Origin of the sequence: Stenotrophomonas terrae (genome assembly GCF_001431465.1) — a bacterium.
Classification (GTDB): Bacteria; Pseudomonadota; Gammaproteobacteria; order Xanthomonadales; family Xanthomonadaceae; genus Stenotrophomonas; species Stenotrophomonas terrae.
On the sequence record NZ_LDJJ01000013.1, the window covers coordinates 90,816 to 111,157 of the forward strand.

The 20,342-nt window shown below is 64.8% G+C and carries 17 protein-coding genes; 9 read left to right on the forward strand and 8 right to left on the reverse strand.

Going from position 1 to position 20,342, the window contains the following annotated elements:
- Positions 1-2 precede the first annotated feature (2 nt).
- The 5 genes from ABB27_RS05000 to rnfB all read left to right on the forward strand — a co-directional run bounded on the left by ABB27_RS05000 (position 3) and on the right by rnfB (position 8,110).
- Positions 3-3,581, forward strand: a complete 3,579-nt coding sequence (locus ABB27_RS05000; RefSeq protein WP_057627122.1) for an ABC transporter permease/M1 family aminopeptidase — start codon at positions 3-5, stop codon at positions 3,579-3,581.
- A 505-nt stretch (positions 3,582-4,086) separates the two neighbouring features.
- The gene (locus ABB27_RS05005; protein WP_057627123.1) at positions 4,087-4,533 is read left to right on the forward strand and encodes a DUF2147 domain-containing protein; all 447 of its coding nucleotides are present in this window, start codon (positions 4,087-4,089) and stop codon (positions 4,531-4,533) included.
- Positions 4,534-4,766: 233 nt separating this feature from the next.
- A complete protein-coding gene (gene metG / locus ABB27_RS05010; RefSeq protein WP_057627149.1) occupies positions 4,767-6,845 on the forward strand; it encodes a methionine--tRNA ligase in 2,079 nt (692 codons plus the stop codon).
- Between the two features lie 139 nt (positions 6,846-6,984).
- On the forward strand, positions 6,985-7,575 hold the full coding sequence (locus ABB27_RS05015) for an HAD family hydrolase (RefSeq protein WP_057627124.1): 591 nt from the start codon (positions 6,985-6,987) through the stop codon (positions 7,573-7,575).
- A gap of 55 nt (positions 7,576-7,630) precedes the next feature.
- On the forward strand, positions 7,631-8,110 hold the full coding sequence (gene rnfB, locus ABB27_RS05020) for an Rnf electron transport complex subunit RnfB (RefSeq protein ID WP_083491152.1): 480 nt from the start codon (positions 7,631-7,633) through the stop codon (positions 8,108-8,110).
- A 387-nt stretch (positions 8,111-8,497) separates the two neighbouring features.
- Here the strand turns inward: rnfB and ABB27_RS05025 are convergent, their stop codons facing one another.
- From ABB27_RS05025 to ABB27_RS05035, 3 genes are all read right to left on the reverse strand, one after another.
- The gene (locus ABB27_RS05025; RefSeq protein ID WP_152984443.1) at positions 8,498-9,013 is read right to left on the reverse strand and encodes a hypothetical protein; all 516 of its coding nucleotides are present in this window, start codon (positions 9,011-9,013) and stop codon (positions 8,498-8,500) included.
- A gap of 104 nt (positions 9,014-9,117) precedes the next feature.
- Positions 9,118-9,465 (reverse strand): RidA family protein, encoded by a 348-nt coding sequence (locus tag ABB27_RS05030; protein ID WP_057627127.1) that lies wholly within the window; start codon positions 9,463-9,465, stop codon positions 9,118-9,120.
- 39 nt (positions 9,466-9,504) lie between these two features.
- Complete coding sequence (locus tag ABB27_RS05035) at positions 9,505-10,152, reverse strand: DUF998 domain-containing protein (RefSeq protein ID WP_057627150.1); 648 nt, start codon at positions 10,150-10,152, stop codon at positions 9,505-9,507.
- Between the two features lie 163 nt (positions 10,153-10,315).
- On the opposite strand from ABB27_RS05035, the gene mprF reads away from it, so the two are divergent.
- Positions 10,316-12,868: a bifunctional lysylphosphatidylglycerol flippase/synthetase MprF gene (gene mprF / locus ABB27_RS05040; protein WP_057627128.1), complete on the forward strand. Its 2,553-nt coding sequence runs from the start codon at positions 10,316-10,318 to the stop codon at positions 12,866-12,868.
- A 120-nt stretch (positions 12,869-12,988) separates the two neighbouring features.
- On the opposite strand, the gene ABB27_RS05045 is transcribed toward mprF, so the two are convergent.
- From ABB27_RS05045 to thpR, 4 genes are all read right to left on the reverse strand, one after another.
- Positions 12,989-14,341: a virulence factor family protein gene (locus tag ABB27_RS05045; protein ID WP_057627129.1), complete on the reverse strand. Its 1,353-nt coding sequence runs from the start codon at positions 14,339-14,341 to the stop codon at positions 12,989-12,991.
- 69 nt (positions 14,342-14,410) lie between these two features.
- The gene (locus ABB27_RS05050) at positions 14,411-14,608 is read right to left on the reverse strand and encodes an oxidoreductase-like domain-containing protein (RefSeq protein WP_057627151.1); all 198 of its coding nucleotides are present in this window, start codon (positions 14,606-14,608) and stop codon (positions 14,411-14,413) included.
- Positions 14,609-14,670: 62 nt separating this feature from the next.
- On the reverse strand, positions 14,671-15,270 hold the full coding sequence (locus tag ABB27_RS05055; RefSeq protein ID WP_057627130.1) for an HD domain-containing protein: 600 nt from the start codon (positions 15,268-15,270) through the stop codon (positions 14,671-14,673).
- Between the two features lie 94 nt (positions 15,271-15,364).
- Positions 15,365-15,952: an RNA 2',3'-cyclic phosphodiesterase gene (gene thpR, locus ABB27_RS05060; RefSeq protein WP_057627131.1), complete on the reverse strand. Its 588-nt coding sequence runs from the start codon at positions 15,950-15,952 to the stop codon at positions 15,365-15,367.
- Between the two features lie 276 nt (positions 15,953-16,228).
- Between thpR and ABB27_RS05065 the strand changes: the two genes are divergently transcribed.
- Positions 16,229-17,353 (forward strand): tetratricopeptide repeat protein, encoded by a 1,125-nt coding sequence (locus ABB27_RS05065; protein WP_057627152.1) that lies wholly within the window; start codon positions 16,229-16,231, stop codon positions 17,351-17,353.
- Positions 17,354-17,400: 47 nt separating this feature from the next.
- On the opposite strand, the gene ABB27_RS05070 is transcribed toward ABB27_RS05065, so the two are convergent.
- Positions 17,401-17,733, reverse strand: a complete 333-nt coding sequence (locus tag ABB27_RS05070) for a zinc ribbon domain-containing protein YjdM (protein ID WP_057627132.1) — start codon at positions 17,731-17,733, stop codon at positions 17,401-17,403.
- Positions 17,734-17,773: 40 nt separating this feature from the next.
- Between ABB27_RS05070 and ABB27_RS05075 the strand changes: the two genes are divergently transcribed.
- Positions 17,774-18,835: a cation diffusion facilitator family transporter gene (locus ABB27_RS05075; RefSeq protein ID WP_057627133.1), complete on the forward strand. Its 1,062-nt coding sequence runs from the start codon at positions 17,774-17,776 to the stop codon at positions 18,833-18,835.
- Between the two features lie 63 nt (positions 18,836-18,898).
- The gene (locus ABB27_RS05080; RefSeq protein WP_057627134.1) at positions 18,899-20,278 is read left to right on the forward strand and encodes an Hsp70 family protein; all 1,380 of its coding nucleotides are present in this window, start codon (positions 18,899-18,901) and stop codon (positions 20,276-20,278) included.
- The last annotated feature ends 64 nt before the right edge of the window (positions 20,279-20,342 follow it).

Genomic DNA, 20,342 nt, shown 5'->3' on the forward strand with positions numbered 1-20,342 from the left:
CCATGACCTTCGCCTTCCTGCGCTTCGAGCTGCGTGAGCAGCTGCGTTCCCCTTTGCTGTGGCTGCTTGCAGTACTGTTCGCGCTGATCGCGTTCGGCGCCGGCGCCAGCGATGCCATCCAGATCGGTGGCGGCATCGGCAATGTGCACCGCAATGCACCGTCGGTGATCACCACCCTCATGACCTCCTTCACCCTGATCGGTCTGCTGGTGGTCACCTTGTTCGTCAGCAATGCCTTGCTGCGTGACTTTGAACTCGGCACCGCGGAGCTGGTGTTCTCCAGCCCGATCAAACGTCGTGATTACCTGCTGGGCCGGCTGGGTGCTGCCTTGCTGGCCAGCCTGCTGATGTACGTGATCATCGCCGTGGGGCTGTTCATCGCCCAGTTCATGCCATGGATCGATGCCGCTCGTCTCGGCCCGGTATCGCTGAAACCCTACCTGTGGTCGTTCGCGTTCATGGTGGTGCCGAATGTGCTGTTCACCACCGCCTTGCTGTCGCTGCTGGCAGTGACCACCCGCAACATCCTGTGGGTGTACATCGGCGTCATCGTGTTCTTCGTGCTGTACGGCGTCAGCCGCGCCCTGCTGGCCGATATCGACAATATGCGGATCTCCTCGCTGCTCGATCCGCTCGGCATGCGTGCGATGAGCCAGGCCATGCGCTACTGGTCCGCCGAAGAGCGCAACACCGGCCTGCCCGCCTTCACCGGCTATCTGCTGGAAAACCGGCTGCTGTGGCTGGCGGTGACCGCTGCACTGTTCACGGCGACCTTTGCCCTGTTCCGCACCGAACGCAGCGGCACTGGCCGCAAGCGCGGCAAGAAGGCCGTCAGCGTTGCCACCACCGATGGCAAGCGCAGCAATGTGGTTGCGCCCAAGGTCACGCCGAGCTTCACCGCCGCGACCGGCTGGCGGCAGCTGCTGCGCCAGGTGGGTTTCGACGCGCTGGGCGTATTCCGCAGTGCGCCGTTCCTGGTGTTGCTGGTGCTGGGCATGGCCAACTTCATCCCCAGCGCCCTGCACCGCCGCACCATGTACGGCACGCCCAGCTGGCCGGTGACCTCGCAGATGCTGGAAGCACTGCAGGGCAGTTTCAGCTTCCTGCTGATCATCATCGTATTGTTCTACGCCGGCGAACTGGTCTGGCGTGAGCGCAGCGCCCGCATCGCCGGCATCAGCGATGCCATGCCGGTACCGAACTGGGTACCGCTGCTGGGCAAGTTCCTCACCCTGGTTGCGGTCGTATTCGCCTTCCAGGCCGTGGGTGGGTTGACCGCAATCGCTATCCAGCTGAGCAAGGGTTATACCCAGATCGAGCCGCTGCTGTACCTGAAGACGTTGGCGCTGGATTCGGTGGTCTACATCTTGATGGGCGGCATGGCGCTGGTGCTGCAGGTGCTGAGCAACAACAAGTTCATGGGCTATGCCCTGCTGATCCTGTTGCTGATCGGGCAGTCGGTACTGGGCATGCTCGACTACACCCAGAACCTGTACAACTTCGGCAGCTGGCCGATTGCACCGTATTCGGACATGAATGGCTACGGCCATTTCCTGAGCGGTCAGTTGGCCTTCCAGGGCTACTGGGCGCTGTTCCTGTTGGCCTTGTTGTTGCTGTGTGCAGCCTTGTGGGTGCGCGGTGTGGATTCGGGCTGGCGTCAGCGCCTGCGCCTGGCCAAACAGCGCCTGCGCGGACCGTTGGGTGCCGGACTGGCCGTAGCCACGCTGGCCTTCATCGCCTGCGGTGGCTGGCTGTACTGGAGCACCAACATCCGCAACGAGTTCGTCTCGCCGGACCAGATGCTGGACCGCCAGGCCCGCTATGAGCGTGAGTACCGCAAGTACAAGGACCTGCCACAGCCGCGCATCGTCGCCATCGACAACATGGTCGATCTGCATCCCGAGACGCAGTCGGTGCGCATTGATGGCGTCTACCGCGTGCGCAATACGCATCCGGCGGCCATTCCCGACATTCATGTCGCGATGGGCGATGACAGCACGCTGGTCAACATCGAACTGGGCGGCGCCAAACTGACCACCCACGATGGGGAACTGGGTTACCGCATCTACCATCTGGATACGCCGATGGCGCCGGGCGAGGAACGTGATATCAGCTTCACCGTGGACATCCATCCCAACGGCATCACCGCCGACCAGGCACAGACCCAGATCGTCGACAACGGCAGCTTCTTCAACAGCCGCGTGCTACCGGCCTTCGGCTACGACACCGGTGCCGAGATAAGCGACCGCAACGAACGCCGCAAGCGTGACCTGGGCGAACCGACGCGCATGCCGAAGCTGGAGGATGAAGCCGCACGTGCCAATACCTACATCTCCAACGATTCGGATTGGTTGGATTTCCGTAGCACCGTCTGCACCGCGCCGGACCAGATCGCCTTGGCACCGGGCTACCTGCAGAAGGAGTTCGAACGCGATGGCCGCCGCTGCTTCAGCTACGCCATGGACCGGCCGATGCTGAACTTTTACGCCTATCTGTCGGCGCGCTGGCAGGTGAAGAAGGCTACTTACAAAGACATCCCGATCGAGATCTATTACGACGCCAAGCATCCTTACAACGTCGATCGGATGATTGAAGGCGTACAGAAGTCCCTTGCCTATTACGAAGCCAACTTCAGCCCGTACCAGCACAAGCAGGTACGCATCATCGAGTTCCCGGGTTATCAATCGTTCGCGCAAAGCTTTGCCAACACCATTCCGTACTCAGAGTCGATCGGCTTCATCGCCGACCTGCGCGACAAGGATGATGTCGACTACGTGTTCTATGTGACCGCGCACGAAGTGGCGCACCAATGGTGGGCGCACCAGGTCATCGGCGCCAATGTGCAGGGCGCGACCGTGCTGTCCGAGTCGCTGTCGCAGTACTCGGCGCTGATGGTGATGGAAAAGGAATACGGACGCGGCCATATGCGTCAGTTCCTGAAGGACGAGCTGGACAACTACCTGTCGGGCCGTGGTGGTGAAGACGTGGAAGAACTGCCGCTGTATCGGGTGGAGAACCAGCAATACATCCACTACCGCAAGGGCTCGGTGGTGTTCTACCGCCTGCGCGAGGAAATGGGCGAGGAAGCCTTGAACCGTGCCCTGTCCCGTTTCATCCAGGCCAAGGCCTTCCAGCAACCGCCCTACACCACCTCGGCCGAGCTGCTGCAGTTCATCCGTGCCGAAGCCAAGCCCGAGCAGCAGGCTTTGATCACCGACCTGTTCGAGAAGATCAGCTTCTATGACAACCGCGTGGTCGAGGCCAATGCCAAGAAGCGCGCCGATGGCCGCTATGACGTGACCCTGCAGCTGCATGCTGACAAGCGTTACGCCGACGGTGTTGGCAAGGAAACGCCCGGCACGCTGGATGACTGGATTGAAGTGGGGGTATTCGCCAAGGGCGCTTCCGGCAAGGAGCGCGATGAGAAGGTGCTGTACCTGCAGCGCCACCACATCACCGCAGCCGCCCCCAGCATCACGGTCACGGTAGACCAGAAGCCCGACGAAGCCGGTTTCGACCCGTACAACAAGTTGATTGACCGGGTCTCAGCCGACAACCGCAAGCGGGTGACGGTGCAGTAGGCAGCGCGGTGTGCGCCCCGCTTTTGCTCAAAGCCCCTCTCCCGTCTGCGGGAGAGGGGTTGGGGTGAGGGCAGCTTTTGGCGGTTTACCGGTAAAGCCCTTGCCAAGCATGGCTCGGCACTACAGCCCCTCCCCTGCGGGGTGAGAGGAGCAGCTTGCAAACCATGGTTCGCTGCTCCTCGAACGACCTTGCGCTGGCACAAGGGCCGGGGCGCGGAGCGGTGGTTGGGGTGAGGGCAGCTTCTGGGGCATTACCGGCAAAGCCCCTGCCGAGCATGGCTCGGCACTACAAACCCCTCTCCCTCCGGGAGAGGGGTTGGGGTGAGGGCAGCTTCTGGGGCATTACCGGCAAAGCCCCTGCCGAGCATGGCTCGGCACTACAAGCCCCTCTCCCGTCCACCGCAAATCTGCTGCACTGCGGATTCCGTACGGGACCGAATGCGGTTACATTCGCCCCGTAACAGCGCCGTCGGCGGCTGATCAAACCCACCCTGGGAGGGGAAACATGCGCACCACTTTCAAGACCCTGTTGCTGGCCCTGCCGCTGCTGGCCGCCGGCTTCTCCGCCAGTGCCAGCGACAGCGCTGCCGGCCGCTGGCGCACCATCGATGACGAAACCGGCCGGGTGAAGTCCATCGTCGAGATCAGCCAGGCCGCCAACGGCACCCTCAGCGGCAAGGTTCTGCAGGTCCTGCAGTCCGAGCACGGCCCGCACCCGCTCTGCAACAAGTGTGAAGGTGCCAACAAGGGCAAGCCGATCGAGGGCATGACCATCCTCTGGAACGTACGTCCGGACGGCGCCAACAAGTGGGCCAACGGCACCATCCTGGACCCGGCCAAGGGCAAGACCTACAGCTCCAAGGTGGCCCTGGTGGACAACGGCCGCAAGCTGGACGTCTCCGGCTGCATCGCCTTCATCTGTCGCACCCAGACCTGGCTGCGCGACCAGTAAGCCGTTTGAAGCCTTTGCTTGAAGCCCCTCTCCCTCCGGGAGAGGGGTTGGGGTGAGGGTAAGGCGACGAAGTCGCTACCCGTTCAATGGCCTGCCTTGGCCCCGCACCCTCATCCGCCCCTACGGGGCACCTTCTCCCGCAGGGAGAAGGAAACAAGCAGCCCCGGCCTCCCCGGGGCTGGGGCTTTTCAGCCATGCGATAATCCTGCGTTCCCTCGCTGCAAATGATGGCCATGACCCGCAACGCCCTAGTCACCAACGCCCTGCCCTACGCCAACGGCCCGCTGCATCTCGGCCACCTGGTGGGTTACATCCAAGCCGACATCTGGGTGCGTGCGCGGCGAATGATGGGCGAAAAGGTCTGGTACGTCTGCGCCGACGACACCCACGGTACGCCGATCATGCTGGCCGCGGAGAAGGCCGGGGTTACCCCGGAAACCTTCATCGCCAACATCCAGGCCAGCCATGAGCGCGATTTCACTGCCTTTGGCGTGGATTTCGACCATTACGACTCGACCAACTCGGCAAGCAACCGCGAGCTGACCGAGGCGCTGTACGCCAAGCTCGACGCCGCCGGCCATATCAGCCGTCGCTCGGTAGCGCAGTTCTATGACCCGGCCAAGGGTATGTTCCTGCCGGATCGCTATATCAAGGGCACCTGCCCCAACTGCAAGTCGCCCGACCAGTACGGCGACAACTGCGAGGTCTGCGGTGCCACCTATGGCCCCACCGACCTGATCGAGCCGAAGTCGGTGGTCTCCGGTGCCACTCCGGAAATGCGCGACTCCGAGCATTACTTCTTCGAAGTCGGCCGCTTCCAGGACTTCCTGCGCGAATGGTTGGCTGGCGACGTGGCCCTGCCCGGCGTCAAGGCAAAGCTGGCCGAGTGGCTGGATGCCGAAGGTGGCCTGCGCGCGTGGGACATCTCGCGTGATGCGCCCTACTTCGGTTTTGAGATCCCGGGTGCGCCGGGCAAGTACTTCTACGTGTGGCTGGATGCGCCGATCGGCTACCTGTCCAGCTTCAAGAACCTGTGCGCCAGGACCGGTGACGACTTCGACGCCGTGCTGGCCGCCGACAGCAACACCGAGCTGCACCACTTCATCGGCAAGGACATCGTCAATTTCCACGGTCTGTTCTGGCCGGCGGTGCTGAAGGGCAGTGGCCTGCGCACCCCGACCAAGCTGCACGTCAACGGCTACCTGACCGTGGACGGCGCCAAGATGAGCAAGTCGCGCGGCACCTTCATCATGGCCCGCACCTACCTGGATGCCGGCCTGGCACCGGAAGCGCTGCGCTACTACTTCGCCGCCAAGTCCTCCGGCGGTGTCGACGACCTCGATCTCAACCTGACCGACTTCACCGCCCGCGTGAATGCCGATCTGGTGGGCAAGTTCGTCAACCTGGCCAGCCGCTGCGCCGGCTTCATCGCCAAGCGCTTCGACGGCAAGCTGGCCGACGTGCTGCCGGACCCGGCCCAGTACGACCGTTTCGTCGCCGCATTGGCTGCCGTGCGCGAGGCCTATGAGCGCAACGATGCAGCTGCCGCCATCCGCCTGACCATGGCGCTGGCCGACGAAGCCAACAAGTACATCGACGACACCAAGCCCTGGGTCATCGCCAAGCAAGAGGGTGCCGACGCCGAACTGCAGGCAGTCTGCACGCAGGGCCTGAACCTGTTCCGCGTGCTGGTCACCGCACTGAAGCCGGTGTTGCCGGCCACCGCGCTGCAGGCCGAGGGCTTCCTCAATGCCCCGGTGCAGGGCTGGGACGACATCAGCAAGCCGCTTACCGCACACACCATCGCCGCCTATGTGGCGCTGTTCACCCGTATCGACCCGAAGATGATTGACGCAATGACCGACGCCTCCAAGGACACCCTCTCCGCCCAGCCCGCCACCGACGCCAAGCCGGCCAAGGCTGAAAAGCCCGCCAAGGTCGAAGTGAAGGCCGAGGCCAAGGCAGAAGGTGAAGCCTCCGCCTACATCGGCATCGATGATTTCGCCAAGCTCGACCTGCGCATCGGCAAGGTGCTGGAGTGCGGCTTCGTTGAAGGCTCGGACAAGCTGCTGCGCTTCCTGCTGGACGCCGGTGACCTGGGCCAGCGGCAGATCTTCTCCGGCATCCGCGGCAGCTATGCCGAGCCGGAAGCGCTGGTCGGCCGCAAGGTGGTGTTCATCGCCAACCTGGCCCCGCGCAAGATGCGCTTCGGCCTGAGCGAGGGCATGATCCTGTCGGCCGGCTTCGACGGCGGCGCGCTGGCGCTGCTGGACGCTGACGCGGCGGCATTGCCGGGCATGCCGGTTCGCTGAAACCGAGGGCCGGGAATCGGGAATGTGTTGAATCCCTGATTCCCGACCACTGCTGATGCGCAGCGACGGGCGCTGCATCGCATGTCGCGTCCCGCTCTGCAGGTGTCAGCCGCCAACCTCCAATCTCCGCCTTGAGCCCATGCATCTAGCCCTGTTCGACTTCGACCACACCATCACCGTCTGTGACACCTACAGCCGGTTCCTGCGTCGTGTGGCCACGCCGGAGCAGCGCGCGCAGGCGTGGTGGCGGGTGGGGCCATGGTTGCTGGCCTACCGGCTGAAGCTGATCTCGGCCGAACGCATCCGCCGCCGCGTCACCTCGCAGGTATTCACCGGCCGCCATGCCGGTGAAATCAGCCAGATGGCGCGTGACTATGCGCGTGAGCACATCCCGGGCATGGTGCGCCCGGAGATGCTCGAGCAGATCCTCTGGCACAAGGCGCAGGGCCACACTGTCGCCGTGGTTTCCGCCTCGATCGATCTGTATCTGCAGCAATGGTGTGACGCGCTGGGCCTGCAGGTGATCTGCAACCGGCTGGAAGTGCAGGACAATCGTTTGACCGGCCGCTACGCCGAAGGCGATTGCGGCCCACGCAAGGTGGCCTTGATCCGCAAGCATTTTGACCTGAACACATTCCCTCGCATTCACGCCTATGGCGACAGCAGCGAAGACAAGCCGATGCTGGCGCTGGCACACGAACGCTGGTATCGCGGTAAATGCTTGACCTGAGCCTCTCTCCCTCCGGGAGAGGGGTTGGGGTGAGGGCGAACGGCAGGACTCTCCAATGATTACCCAACCCTCATCCGACGCTGCGCGCCACCTTCTCCCGCAGGGAGAAGGAACAGCTGCGCTGGTCGAACGCCTGGACCGGGTGCTGCCGCAGACCCAGTGCGGGCAGTGCGGCTATGACGGCTGCCGCCCGTATGCCGAGGCGATGGCGGCCGGTAGCGCGGGCACTGATCACTGCCCGCCCGGAGGCGATGCCGGCGCACGTGCGCTTGCCCATGTTCTCGGTGTTCCCGCCCTGCCCTACGACCGCAGCCGTGGCGAGCACAAGCCTGCACAGGTTGCAGTGATCATCGAAGCCGACTGCATCGGCTGCACCAAGTGCATCCAGGCCTGCCCGGTCGACGCCATCGTCGGCGGCGCCAAATACATGCACACCGTGCTGGCCGACCTGTGCACCGGCTGCGAGCTGTGCATCCCGCCCTGCCCGGTCGACTGTATCGAGCTGATAGCAACAGCCCAGCAGCCGCGCGTGTAGCTGCTTTTGCAGCCCCTCGTGTAGGAGCGGCGTAAGCCGCGAAGCTGATGGAAATGCAGTTGACGAAGATTCCAATCGCAGGCATGCATCGGCCGAGCCATGGCTGCCCGGGATCCTGTTGAACACTGCAATCCAATCGCTACCGGCTTCGCGGCTTACGCCGCTCCTACAAAAGGGCAGGAGCCGGCTCCGTCAGCGAGTGAATGTGGGAGCGGCGTAAGCCGCGAAGCTGATGAAAATCCAGCTGACGAAGATTCCAATCGCAGACATGCATCTGGCGATGCCTTGGCTGCCCGGGATCATGTTGAACACTGCAATCCACTGGCAATCGGCTTCGCGGCTTACGCCGCTCCTACAAAAAGCAAAACAGCAAAGCAGCACGTCCGCTCAATACTCATCGTCTTCCGTTTTCGGCGGCAACGGCGGCACCGTGTACTGGCGGCCGTGCGCGTGGCAATCGGCGATCAAGGCCTCCGCATCCGCCCGCACTACTGCACGCGTGCCCAGTGGGTAGCGATCATCCTCGACCAGATCCGTGCGCAGGTCGGTGACCGGTGAGAACGAGGCCGACACTGCATACCGTTCCTCCGACGTGGCCAGCGCATCACCGCCCCACCAACGGATCAACCACTGTGCGTTGTCCCACAGCAGCACCGTCTCCAGCTGGCCACTCCCCAACTGGTACGCCACCGCACAGAATCGATTGGGCACGTTGCGGTCGCCATGGCGTCGCACCGTGTTGCGCAGCTCCGCTTCGATCAGCTTGAACTGCGGGTAGTCCAGCGGCTCGATGCGCTGCAACGGTGCCTGCTTGTAGATCAGTTTGGTCAGCGCGGCTTGCGCCGGTGCCGCAGCATGCAGCACGCCGCTGCCTGCCACGGCTGCGAACAACAGGTAACGCATCATTTCTATCCCTGCCTCCCTGCAAAGAAACCAATCAGATCAAACCGCTGCCTGCCCCGGACACCGTAGCCTCCAGGGCAGACAACCGCTATCGCAGCAGCTGCTTACGGCACCGCGGCAGTGATCACGATCTCGATCTTCCACGCCGGGTTGGCCAGCTTGGCCTGCACGGTGGCGCGCGCCGGCGTCGCACCCTGCGGTACCCACTTGTCCCAGGCTTCGTTCATGCCCGCGAAGTCGGCCATGTCGGCGATGAAGATCTCCGCACGCAGGATGTTGCTCTTGTCGGTCGGCGCCAGACGCAACAGATCGTCGATGGCCTGCAATACCTGCTGGGTCTGGCCAACGATATCGGCGCTGGTGTCTTCCGGCACCTGCCCGGCCAGATAGGCCACGCCATGGTGGATGGTCATTTCCGACATGCGCGGACCGGTATCGAAGCGTTGGATCATGGCTGACTCGCTGTTGTGAATGTACCCATCATTGTGCCCTCAAGTGGAAGTTTCAGGCGTTTCTTTGCGTGAACGTCGCCATGACGCTAACGCAACGAGCAGCAGCCAGCCCACCACCGTCGCAATCACCAGCTTCTGGCCCAGCCCTCGCGGGCTGTCACGCCACAACACGTGCAGCCACAGCCCGGCAAAGGCAACCCAGGCCCACCACCAGGCCAGGCGCTGCAGATGCTGCCAGTTCGGATCGCGGCTGAAGCACCAGGCCTGCAGCAGCATTGCCACGGTCACACACAGGAACGCGGTCTGCGCCGCAAGCCCGTGCAGCAAGGGCGCCAGTAGCGGCGCATGCTGCGGCAGCCAGCTGTCACCAATCGCCACCGTGGCCAGTGCCACGCCCGCGACCGCGAACAGCACTGCCGGCAAGCCCCGCCGCGCCGGCCCACTCGCCTGCCGGTACAACATCACGCCGAGCACGGCGATGGCCGTTGCCAGCAGGCAATAGGCCACGCGCAGCAGCAAGCCGTATGGGCCATGCAGATAAAGGCTGAGGGTGGCGCGCACCCAGTCCAGATCATCACGGGCAAACTGCAGCGCGATGGCGATCAGCGAAAACGCCAGCAATGCCAGCACCACCGCCAAGGCCAGTGCTGGCCGTGGCAACACGGCCCCTTGCGAACCACCACCCATGCCCACTCCCCGGCGTCTGAGCCACCCAGTCTAGTGTGCCTGCCAACGCCACGCCGACTGAAGCCGATGGAAACGCCATGCCGGCGGCATGCAGCCACAGTCACGCACTACCGCTAGTCTTATGACTCCGCGCCGCCCCAGCGCCCAGCCAGCCCGAACCTGCATGACCGCGTCTGCCACGCCTTCGCAACCGTCCGCACCGGGCTGGCGACGTATTGCCGCCATCCTGGTAACCCTGGCCATCATGGCAATGGCGCTGCATGCCTTGGCCGGGGAGTTCAGCGACCACGGCTACCACCAGATCCGCGCGGCGGTGCGCGGGCTGTCGTGGTCGCAGTTGGGGCTGGCGACGCTGCTGGGCATGGCCAGCTACGTCTGCCTGATCGGGTTTGACGCCATCGGCCTGCGCCGCGCCAAACACCCATTGCCGGCCGCCCGCGTCGGCATCACCGCCTTCCTCGCCCACGCCGCCGGGCAGACGCTGGGATTCGCGGCACTGACCGGTGGTGCCGTGCGCGTACGCAGCTATGGCCGCGCCGGGCTCAGCCTGGCCGAAATCGGCCAGGTGGTGCTGATGAGCACACTGGGCTTTGTATTCGGCGCCTGGCTGCTGCTGGGCCTTGCCTTGTTGCTGGAGCCGAGCGCGGCCGCGTTGGCCCTGCCGATCCCGGCAATGGCGGTGCATGGCGTGGGTGTGGCCATGCTCGTCGGCTTCGCCGCGATGTTGCTGCTGGTCGGACGCCAGGGCCGCAGTATTGGCTGGGGCCAACACCGCATGTGGATCCCGGACCGGCGCACGGTACTGGAAGTCACCGCCTTGAGCGTGGTCGAGCTGTGCCTGGCTTCGGCGGCGTTCTATGTGCTGCTGCCGGCACAGGGCGACGTCGGTTTTGTCGGCTTTGTTGGCCTTTACCTGGTGGCGGTGGTGGCCGGCCTGGTTTCCACCGTGCCGGCCGGGCTGGGCGTATTCGAGTGGAGCCTGCTCAAGCTGTTGCCGCATGTCGCACCGGCCGCCCTGCTGGCCGCCGCCGTGGCCTACCGGGTCACCTACTACCTGCTGCCGTTGTTCCTGTCGGCATTGCTGGCGGCGCTGGCCAGTGTGCGCCGCCCGTTGCGCAGTGGCGCCGGCACCGCCTGGACGGTGCTGCGGCCTTGGCTGCCGCAGCTGATCGCACTGGCGGTGTTCGCCGCCGGCGCGCTGTTGTTGATCGATGGCACCTTGCCGGTACCGCATCAGCGGGTGCTGCCGGCACCGCTGCCAATCGTGGAAACCTCGCACCTGCTCGGCAGTCTCGGTGGCGTGCTGTTGTTGTTGATCGGCCAGGGCCTGCAGCGGCGCAGTCATGCCGCATGGATGCTGGCATTCGCGCTGTGCATCGCGCTGCCGTTACCGGCCTGGTTGCGCGGCGGCCATGTCACCGTGGCACTGACCCTGCCGCTGGTGGCGATGGCCTTGTGGGCGGCACGGCGCGAGTTCTACCGCGAAGGTGCGTTGCTGGATGAAGCCTGGTCCTGGCCGTGGCTGCGCAATGTGGCGCTGGTACTGGTGGCCACGGTCTGGCTGTTGTTCTTCGTCTACAGCCACGTCGAATACCAGAACGAGCTGTGGTGGCAGTTCGCCACCTCGGGCAATGCCCCGCGCGCGCTACGCGCCCTGCTGCTGGTATGTATCGCCCTGATCATATTCGGCCTGGCGCGGTTGCTGCACAGCACCCGCAGCCCACTACCCCTGCCTGATGACGCAACGCTGGAACAGCTGCGGCCAATCCTGGCGCAGGCCGAGGACACCCAGGCCTGCGTGGCCATGACCGGCGACAAGGCGATCCTGCGCAGCGAGGCCGGCGATGGCTTCGTGATGCTGCAGCGCTATGGCGGCTCGTTGGTGGCCATGGGCGACCCGGTCGGGCCCGCGCCGGTAGCCACGGCCCTGATCTGGAAATTCCGCGAAGAAGCCGACCGCCTCGGTCTGCGCCCGGTGTTCTACCAAACCAGCGGCAAGTATTGGCAAAACTATCTGGACCTTGGCCTGACCCTGGTGAAACTGGGCGAGGAAGCAATGGTGCCGCTGACGGATTTCAGCCTGGCCGGCAGCGAACGCGCGGATCTGCGCCAGGCCTGGAACAAGGGCAAACGGGCCGGTTTGAGCTTCAGGCTGGCAGCGGCCAGCGAGGTGCCTGCGTTGCTGGGCGAGCTGGCAGAGATCTCCGATGCCTGGCTGGACGAAAAAGCCGGCGAAGAAAAAGGCTTCTCGCTGGGCAGTTTCGAGCCGGCGTATCTGAGCCGCTTCCCGGTGGCGTTGGTCGAGGCCGAAGGACGCATCGTCGCCTTCGCCAATATCTGGCAGGCACCAGCCGGAAAAGAACTATCCGTCGACCTGATGCGACACCGCCCGGATGCGCCCAAAGGCACGATGGATTTCCTGTTCATCGAGCTGTTCCTGTGGGGCGCGGCCAATGGCTATACCCGTTTCTCGCTGGGCATGGCACCGCTGACCGGCCTGGCCCAGCACCGCCTGGCCGGCCGCTGGAACCGTTTCGCCAATCTGGTCGCGCGCCATGGCGAGCGCTTCTATGGCTTCAGCGGCTTGCGCCGCTTCAAATCCAAGTTCGCGCCGGAATGGCGGCCGCGCTATTTGGCCGCGCCTGGCGGTGTACACCTGCCGGCGGCGCTGCTGGATGTGACCCGGCTGATTTCGCTGGATCCAAGCAGAAAGTAGGCGTTTGGGTTTGCTGGTTTGTGGGAGCGGCGTAAGCCGCGAAGCCAGTGAACTGAAACGACGTCAGCTTCGCGGCTTACGCCGCTCCCACAAGCACGCCGCTCCCACAGCGGCCAGGCATCACCGACCCTGCACGTGCTGCAGGATCACCTTGGCCAGGCCGGCGTAGTCGCCTTCAAAATGGTGATCGCCGGGCAGCTTGACCAGCTGCGCGCTGCCGGCCGGCAGCTTCGGGCACAGCGCGTCGTCGTCCTCTTCGCCATAGATGCACAAGGTGCGGTCGGCGGCCAGCTTGCGCATTTCCGGCGCGATCGGCAGGCCATCATCGCCGCCGCTGGAAATCCAGTTGCTGACATGGAACTCGTAGTCCGCGCGCTCGCCCACCGACATCAGCGCGGTCATGCTCAGCATCTGCGCGCTGGCCGGCGGCAGCTTGTTGATGGCAGCAGGCAATACGTCGGCGCCCTGCGAGAAACCGACCAGCAGCAATTTCGGCCGTTGCCAGTGGTTGGCGTAGTAGCGCGCGATGCGATCCAGATCAGTGGCAAACCCGGCCGGTGTGCGTTCGCTCCAGAAGTAACGCAGCGAATCCACGCCCACAACCGGAATGCTCGCCTGCGCCAAGGCGCCCGCGACCTCTTTGTCCAATCCCGCCCAGCCACCATCGCCGGACACGAACACCGCGAAGGTATCGCCCGGCCCACTGGCCGGCACTTCCACCAACGGCAAACCGTCCAGGTCCGCGGGCACCGCAGGCAGGCTCACGCCGCGTTGCGCACCCAGCACCCGCGCGGCGGCAAGCTCACCGGGCAAGGCGCTGCCCGCACGGGTGCGCGCAAACGGCCGCGCCCACGGCACTGCGGCGGTGAAGGCATTGACTGTCGTCGCCGGGCACGCCTGCGCGGTGCCGGCAGCAGCATTCAACCAGGGGAAACGCAACGCCTGCGGCTGCAGGCTGCGGCCCTTGATGGCATCACCGCAGATCATCGTCGCGTTATGCAGCTGCGGGCAGAAATCCTCGGTCAACAAGCCGGCAAACACGTCCGCATCGGCCTGGGTTGCCACCGCATACGCCAAGGCCGCGCCCGCACCGTCGCCGCCAAGTATTGGCAGACGGTAGGTGGGCACACGGTAGTAGGCCTGTACGTAGCGCGAGAAGTTCTCCACGTCGCCAGCCGAAAAACCGCAACTGCCGCCCTCCTTGGCCAGTACCTGGTACAGATGGCGGGTGTCGATATCGACCACCATGGCGCCGTCATCGCGCAGCGACTGCAACCGCGCCTGATGCTGCGCCGCCGGCGCGTGGCCATCGCCAAACCACAGCACCACCCGCTGGGCAGGCGTGCTGGGCAACAACACCGGTACATGTTCAAAACGTCCATGGCTGACCTGTTCGGCCGCCAATGCCGCCACCACGGGTGCCACCAGCAGGCTCAGCGCCAGCACACTTCTTCCCCAGATCACACGCGCCATCCATCGGTCCCGGTTTCGATCCGGCCTAGCCTACGCCTGCTGTTGGCAGAAAGATGTCGAAAGCGTGGCTCAGGCCTGCGCTTCGGGATGCCGCGCGGTCCACTCGGCCAGGCGTTGCCGGTAGGCAGCCATTTCGTCGGCATACAGGTCCATCACGCAGATGGGGCAGCCACTTTCGCAGCATTCGTTCGGCCCCGGTGCTTCAGGCGGTTGCGGGCGCGGATCGGGATCTGGGCCGGCGGCGGCGGGTACGGGCAGTTCGTTCATCACAGCGGCCAGCACGGCCCTATCAACGGTGGGACAGCCGCTAGTTTAGCCAAGCGCCGCGCTCAGCCCGCAACCCGGCGCAGATTTGCCCGCGCCTGGGCATCGTAACGTTCATGGAAGAAGTCGCTGAAAAAGATCCGTGGCTGCGCCAATACCTTGCGCAGGAAGCGACGCCGGTTGAGGCGGAACAGGAAGCCCGGCACCTTGCCCTGGTATTCCTCGGCGATGCCGCGGTCATAGGCGTCGAACACCGCATCCGGGGCACCGAGGATGGCCATGTCGCTGTCCAGGAACAGGGCGGCATCGGCATCCAGCGTGCTCCCGTCCAGGCTGCCGTGGCGTGCGGTGAGTTCGATCAACGCCGTCACCCGCGCCGCATCCACCGCGGTATCCGGCAACCAACGCTCGATACCTGCCGCTGCCAGCTGTGCTGAGCGCGCCTCGTTGTCGCCACGTCCGGCTTCATAGATCGCGTCGTGGTACAGCACGGCCAGCAGCACCTCCAACGGCTGCTGCCAACCGGGGCCGGCGGCGACATCGCGGTAGTGGTGCAACAAGGCCTGCACGTGGCCGAAGTTGTGATACGCACGTGGCGGCTGCGCGTAAGCGGTTTTCAGCTCGGCCAGCAGCGGCGGTGGCAAGGTCTGCAGCAAGTCGTTCATGGCGGCATCTTGGCATGAAGCCGTAGCCACCAAACAGGATCCGCGAGGGCTGACGAACGCCGGGACCACGCCGCACGCCATCAACCGCGGGCGCTCAACCCAGCTGCCAACGGCCTTCAATCTGGTAACGCCCCTGGCCGAGGAAACTTCGCACCAGGATGAATTCGCGCACGAACCAGCGGAACGGCTGCACCGGCTGGATCGGCAGGCGCCGGCGGTCGTACAGCAGGGTCATATGCGGGGTGAAGCGCGGGTCCAGCTTGCCGCCCACGCCGTGCAGGCAGCGCGCCAGTTCCTCGTGCAGGCCATTCAACAGCTCGGCGCCGTATTCACTGCGCAGCACGAAGGGGTTCTGCCGGGCACCGGCAAAGCTGCCCACCTGATCGAAGCAGACCTCGAACTCGGGCATGCGCACCCGCGCTGCAGCCTGCCTGACCTTGGGCAGCAGGCTCGGCGGCAGGCCGGCATAGTCACCCAGGTGATGCAGGGTCACATGCAGGCGTTCAGGCGCCAACGGCTGCCCGAGCAGGCCATGTTCCTCGCGCAAGCCATCGGCCAGCTCGGCCACGCGCTCGGCCGTCATCGGGTCCGGCATCACGGCAAAGAACAGGCGCTCGGTTGGAATGTCGCTGCCCAGGCCCAGCGTCATCTGGGCCTCGGTGGAGGAAAGCTGCTTCGTCATGGTCTGCTATCGAAAGCCGGCCGCCGTACCCGCTCCGTTGCGGCGGCCAATACTGTCTGGGGCCGCGGATACTAGCAGACCGCGCCGGCCGCGGCCCGGCCATGGTGAAAATTTCACCACCACTTGCCGAGCCACGCCGCACAAGGGCTGCCGGCAGTTATCCACATGTTTGCACAGGGCTGGTCCACACCCGCTGTGGATTTGTACCCCGCTGGCTGCCATCCACCCGCAACAGGCCTACACTGGGCTGGCCGCAGCAAACTCCGGGTGATCGCCATGATCGGTTGGAATGCGTTAGTCCTGCTCGCCGCCAGCAGCGTGGCCTTGGCCGCGCCACCGCCCGCGCCCTCCCCGATCCACGTACCAATCCCTGTCTCCGCATCGGTTCCGGCGCCGGAGCAGGTAATGGCGATCCCGCCGGAAGTACGCGCGCAGCTGCAGGAGCGGGTGATCAAGGTCGCCAACTCTCCCGAACAACGCCTGCACCTGCTGGTTGAGCTGGTCTTCCGCCCGGAGGGGCTGGGGCTGGAATACGACACCGAGGCGACCTTGACGGTGGCCGAGACCTGGCAGCAGCGCCGTGCCAACTGCCTGTCCTTCACCCTGTTGTTTGTCGCCCTGGCCCGCGAAATCGGCCTGGACGCACGCATGCAGGAAGTGGGGCAAGTGGTGTCCTGGTACCAGGACCAGGGCCTGATCTTCAATGCCGGCCACGTCAATGTCGGCATGCGCTTGGAGGGCCGCAGCGCCACCTTGGACCTGGACAGCAATGTGCTGTACGACCGCCGCGGGCCACAGCCGATCAATGACAGCCGCGCCCTGGCCCATTTCTACAACAACCGCGGCGCCGAGCAGTTGGCCGCGCACGATTACGCCAGCGCCCGCGCCTACTTTGAAACGGCCCTGCGGATGGACCCGCGCTTCGTCCCGGCATGGAGCAACCTGGGCGTACTCGAATCGCGCGAGAACGATGTGGGCGCCGCATCCAGGGATCTTGAAACCGCACTGTCGATCAACCCCTCACACGCCCCTGCCCTGCACAACGCCACCAAGCTCTACCAGCGCATGGGCGATACACGCCGTGTCGCGCAGCTGCAGACGCGGCTGGAACAGGTGCGCAAGCGTGATCCGTTCTATCAGTACATGCAGGGCAATACTGCCGAAACTGCCGGCGACTATGCCCTTGCAGTGCATTACTACCGCGAAGCCGTGCGGCTGTACGGCAATGCCCATCAGTTCCATTTCGGCCTGGCCCGCGCCTACTTCCTTAGCGGCAACAACCGGCTGGCCGAACGCGAAATGAAACACGCCCGCGACCTGGGCGGCGATCCCCTGCGGGCCGTGTACCAGAGCAAGCTCGATGGCATCCGCCGGCTGGAAGCGCGCCACGCGGCGCGCTGACACATGCCACTGCGCAGCGCAGTGTGCCTGCGCCGCGTCAAGCTGGCTCAGGCCTTGCGCAGGAAGCAGGTCTTCAACACCAGGCCCTTGATCTTTTCCGAGTTGCCTTCGATGTGTTCGGCATCGTCCTCGACCAGACGGATGTTGCGGATCACCGTGCCCTGCTTGAGCGGGATCGACGAGCCCTTGACCTTCAGGTCCTTGATCACGGTGACGGTGTCGCCAGCCACCAGCACATTGCCGTTGCTGTCGCGTACCACCAGGCTCGATTCGGCTGCTTCACCTGCGGTCCATTCGTGGCCGCAATCGGCGCAGATCCACAAGGCGCCATCGGCATAGACGTTTTCCAGCGAACACTGCGGGCAGGAAGTAACAGACATGGGGGACTCCCGGACATTGAATAGCCGCCTATTCTAGCCGCTGGGGTCACAGTCGCTCACGCCGCCGCCACGCAGGGGGCGGGAAAGTGGCTGGGCGGCAGCCTGCGCCGCGCTGGCAGGACAACAAGTGGCAAAAAACAGCGGCTCGCGATTCGTCATCTACGTGGCCCTAGCCGGCAATCTCGGCATTGCCGTGGCCAAGTTCATTGCCGCAGCGGTTTCCGGCAGCTCGGCGATGTTCAGTGAAGGCGTGCATTCGCTGGTGGACACCACCAATGAAGTGCTGTTGCTGCACGGCCTCAACCGTGCCAGCCAACCACCGGACCGGACCCATCCGTTCGGCCGTGGCCGCGAGCTGTACTTCTGGAGTTTCATCGTGGCGGTGCTGGTATTTGCGATGGGCGCGGGCATCTCGCTGTACCAGGGCATCGTCCATCTGCGCGACCCCGAGCCGGTCGACAATCCCACCATCGCCTACATCGTGCTGGCCGTGTCATTGCTGTTCGAGGGCACCTCATGGTGGGTCGCGCTGCGCGAGTTCCGCGCCAGCAAGGGCCGCTATGGCTACTTCGAGGCGTTCCGGCGCAGCAAGGACCCCAGCACCTTCACCGTGCTGCTGGAGGACAGCGCGGCGATGCTCGGCCTGCTGATCGCCCTGGCCGGCCTAGTGGGCGCGCAATGGCTGGGCATACCTGAACTCGATGCACTGGCGTCGATTGGCATTGCGGCGGTACTGGCGGTGGCGGCCTTCCTGCTGGCACGCGAAACCAAGGGCCTGCTGATCGGCGAGCCGGCCCATCCTGAATTGGGCCAGGCCCTGCTGCAGCGGGCCAATGCCGATCCCGACATTGAAAGCGCGAACGGCGTGCTGACCATCCAGATTGGCCCGAACCAGGTGCTGGCCACGCTCAGCGCGGCCTTTGACGACCGCTGCACCACCGTGCAGATCGAGGCCTGCGTGGCCCGCATCGAGCAGGCCGCGCGCCAGCACCACCCGGAAATCGTCGCGCTGTTCGTCAAACCCGAGACCCCACAGGCCTGGCAGGCCCGGCTGGACGCACTGGAACCCGGATCGAAACCGGAACAGACCAACGCCATGTGAAGCCAGCGGCGCGGCCGCGTAGTAAAGTGCGCGGCCGATTCAGCAGCAAGACGTGCAGGCATCATGAAACTCGGCATCGACTTTGGCACCAGCAACTCGGCCGCCGCCGCCCATATCGACGGCAAGGTGGTACCGGTCAGTTTTGGTGACGCCCAGCAGTTCCGCACCACGGTGTACTTCCCCGAGGTGATGCGCGACCCCAACGACTTCGAGCTGACCCCTGCACTGGAACAGCAGGTCGACGAGCTGATCGAATCCGGCCGCCGCAGCGCGCGCGCCGCCGGCGCCACCCGCAGCCAGGAGCAGCTGCGCAGCGACGCGATCCGTGTGGTTCGCCGCCAATGGATGGAAGAGCGCATCCGCGAGCCACGCAGCTCCACCGCGCTGCTGCAGAATGCGGTCTACGGCGACGACGCGTTGGAAGCCTACTTCGAGGAGAACGAAGGCAACCTAGTGCAGAGCCCGAAATCGATGCTGGGCTACAACCTGCACCCACGGGCCAAGCAGACCATCACCGGCATCGCCACCCACATCCTCGAACACATCCGCCTGACCGCCTCGCGCCAGCTGCAGCGCAATGTGCGCAGCGCCCTGCTTGGCCGTCCGGTGCAGTTCCGCAGCTCGATTGGTGCCGCCGGCAACGACCAGGCGCTGGACATCCTGCGCAGCGCAGCGATGGCAGCCGGCTTTGACGAAGTGGATTTCCTTGAAGAACCCGCCGCCGCCGCAATGCACTACCACGCGGTCAGCAGCGAACGCCATGAGGCGGTGATCGTCGACGTTGGCGGTGGTACCACCGACATCGCCCACGCCAGCGTAGGCGGCAGTGCCGCGCCACAGATCCATCGCGCCTGGGGTATCGCCCGCGGCGGTACCGATATCGATCTGGCCCTGAGCCTGGCCGGCTACATGCCGCTGTTCGGCCGCGGTATCACCCGCGTGCCGGCGCATCACTACGTGGAAGCGGCGATGGTGCAGGACATGACCCGCCAGCGCGATTTCCGCCAGCACAACTACGATGCGGTGGAACTGCCCTACGGCCCCCGCCTGCAGGCACTGCAGGACACCGGCAACACCGCGCGCCTGTACCGCGCGGTGGAACACTGCAAGATCGCATTGAGCAGCCAGCCCAACCACAACAGTGGGTTGGACTTCATTGAGCCGGGCCTGTCGGTCGACATCGACGCGCCGCATCTGACGGCGGCGGCCGGTGGCTATCTGTCCGAACTGGAAACCTTGCTGCAGCAGGTGCGTGCTGATATCGGCCACGATCCGGCAGCGGTGTTCCTGACCGGCGGCATGTCACGTGCCGGTTACATCCAGCAGGCAGCTGCGGCGGCGTTCCCGAATGCCAGGCTGGTGCACGGCGACCCCTCGTTCGGCGTGGTGCAGGGTCTTGCGCTGGCTGCGGCAGCCAACACCGCAGATGTGGGAGCGGCGTAAGCCGCGAAGCTGTAGCTCTCAAAAGCACAGAGCTACCCCTCCCCAGCCCTCCCCTTGCCTGCGG

What these genes read in the sequence shown, in the direction of transcription:
- ABB27_RS05000 (WP_057627122.1), top strand. Translation starts at nt 3, where the DNA reads ATGACCTTCGCCTTCCTGCGCTTCGAGCTGCGTGAGCAGCTGCGTTCC.
- ABB27_RS05005 (WP_057627123.1), top strand. Translation starts at nt 4,087, where the DNA reads ATGCGCACCACTTTCAAGACCCTGTTGCTGGCCCTGCCGCTGCTGGCC.
- metG (WP_057627149.1), top strand. Translation starts at nt 4,767, where the DNA reads ATGACCCGCAACGCCCTAGTCACCAACGCCCTGCCCTACGCCAACGGC.
- ABB27_RS05015 (WP_057627124.1), top strand. Translation starts at nt 6,985, where the DNA reads ATGCATCTAGCCCTGTTCGACTTCGACCACACCATCACCGTCTGTGAC.
- rnfB (WP_083491152.1), top strand. Translation starts at nt 7,631, where the DNA reads ATGATTACCCAACCCTCATCCGACGCTGCGCGCCACCTTCTCCCGCAG.
- ABB27_RS05025 (WP_152984443.1), bottom strand. Translation starts at nt 9,013, where the DNA reads ATGCGTTACCTGTTGTTCGCAGCCGTGGCAGGCAGCGGCGTGCTGCAT.
- ABB27_RS05030 (WP_057627127.1), bottom strand. Translation starts at nt 9,465, where the DNA reads ATGATCCAACGCTTCGATACCGGTCCGCGCATGTCGGAAATGACCATC.
- ABB27_RS05035 (WP_057627150.1), bottom strand. Translation starts at nt 10,152, where the DNA reads ATGGGTGGTGGTTCGCAAGGGGCCGTGTTGCCACGGCCAGCACTGGCC.
- mprF (WP_057627128.1), top strand. Translation starts at nt 10,316, where the DNA reads ATGACCGCGTCTGCCACGCCTTCGCAACCGTCCGCACCGGGCTGGCGA.
- ABB27_RS05045 (WP_057627129.1), bottom strand. Translation starts at nt 14,341, where the DNA reads ATGGCGCGTGTGATCTGGGGAAGAAGTGTGCTGGCGCTGAGCCTGCTG.
- ABB27_RS05050 (WP_057627151.1), bottom strand. Translation starts at nt 14,608, where the DNA reads ATGAACGAACTGCCCGTACCCGCCGCCGCCGGCCCAGATCCCGATCCG.
- ABB27_RS05055 (WP_057627130.1), bottom strand. Translation starts at nt 15,270, where the DNA reads ATGAACGACTTGCTGCAGACCTTGCCACCGCCGCTGCTGGCCGAGCTG.
- thpR (WP_057627131.1), bottom strand. Translation starts at nt 15,952, where the DNA reads ATGACGAAGCAGCTTTCCTCCACCGAGGCCCAGATGACGCTGGGCCTG.
- ABB27_RS05065 (WP_057627152.1), top strand. Translation starts at nt 16,229, where the DNA reads ATGATCGGTTGGAATGCGTTAGTCCTGCTCGCCGCCAGCAGCGTGGCC.
- ABB27_RS05070 (WP_057627132.1), bottom strand. Translation starts at nt 17,733, where the DNA reads ATGTCTGTTACTTCCTGCCCGCAGTGTTCGCTGGAAAACGTCTATGCC.
- ABB27_RS05080 (WP_057627134.1), top strand. Translation starts at nt 18,899, where the DNA reads ATGAAACTCGGCATCGACTTTGGCACCAGCAACTCGGCCGCCGCCGCC.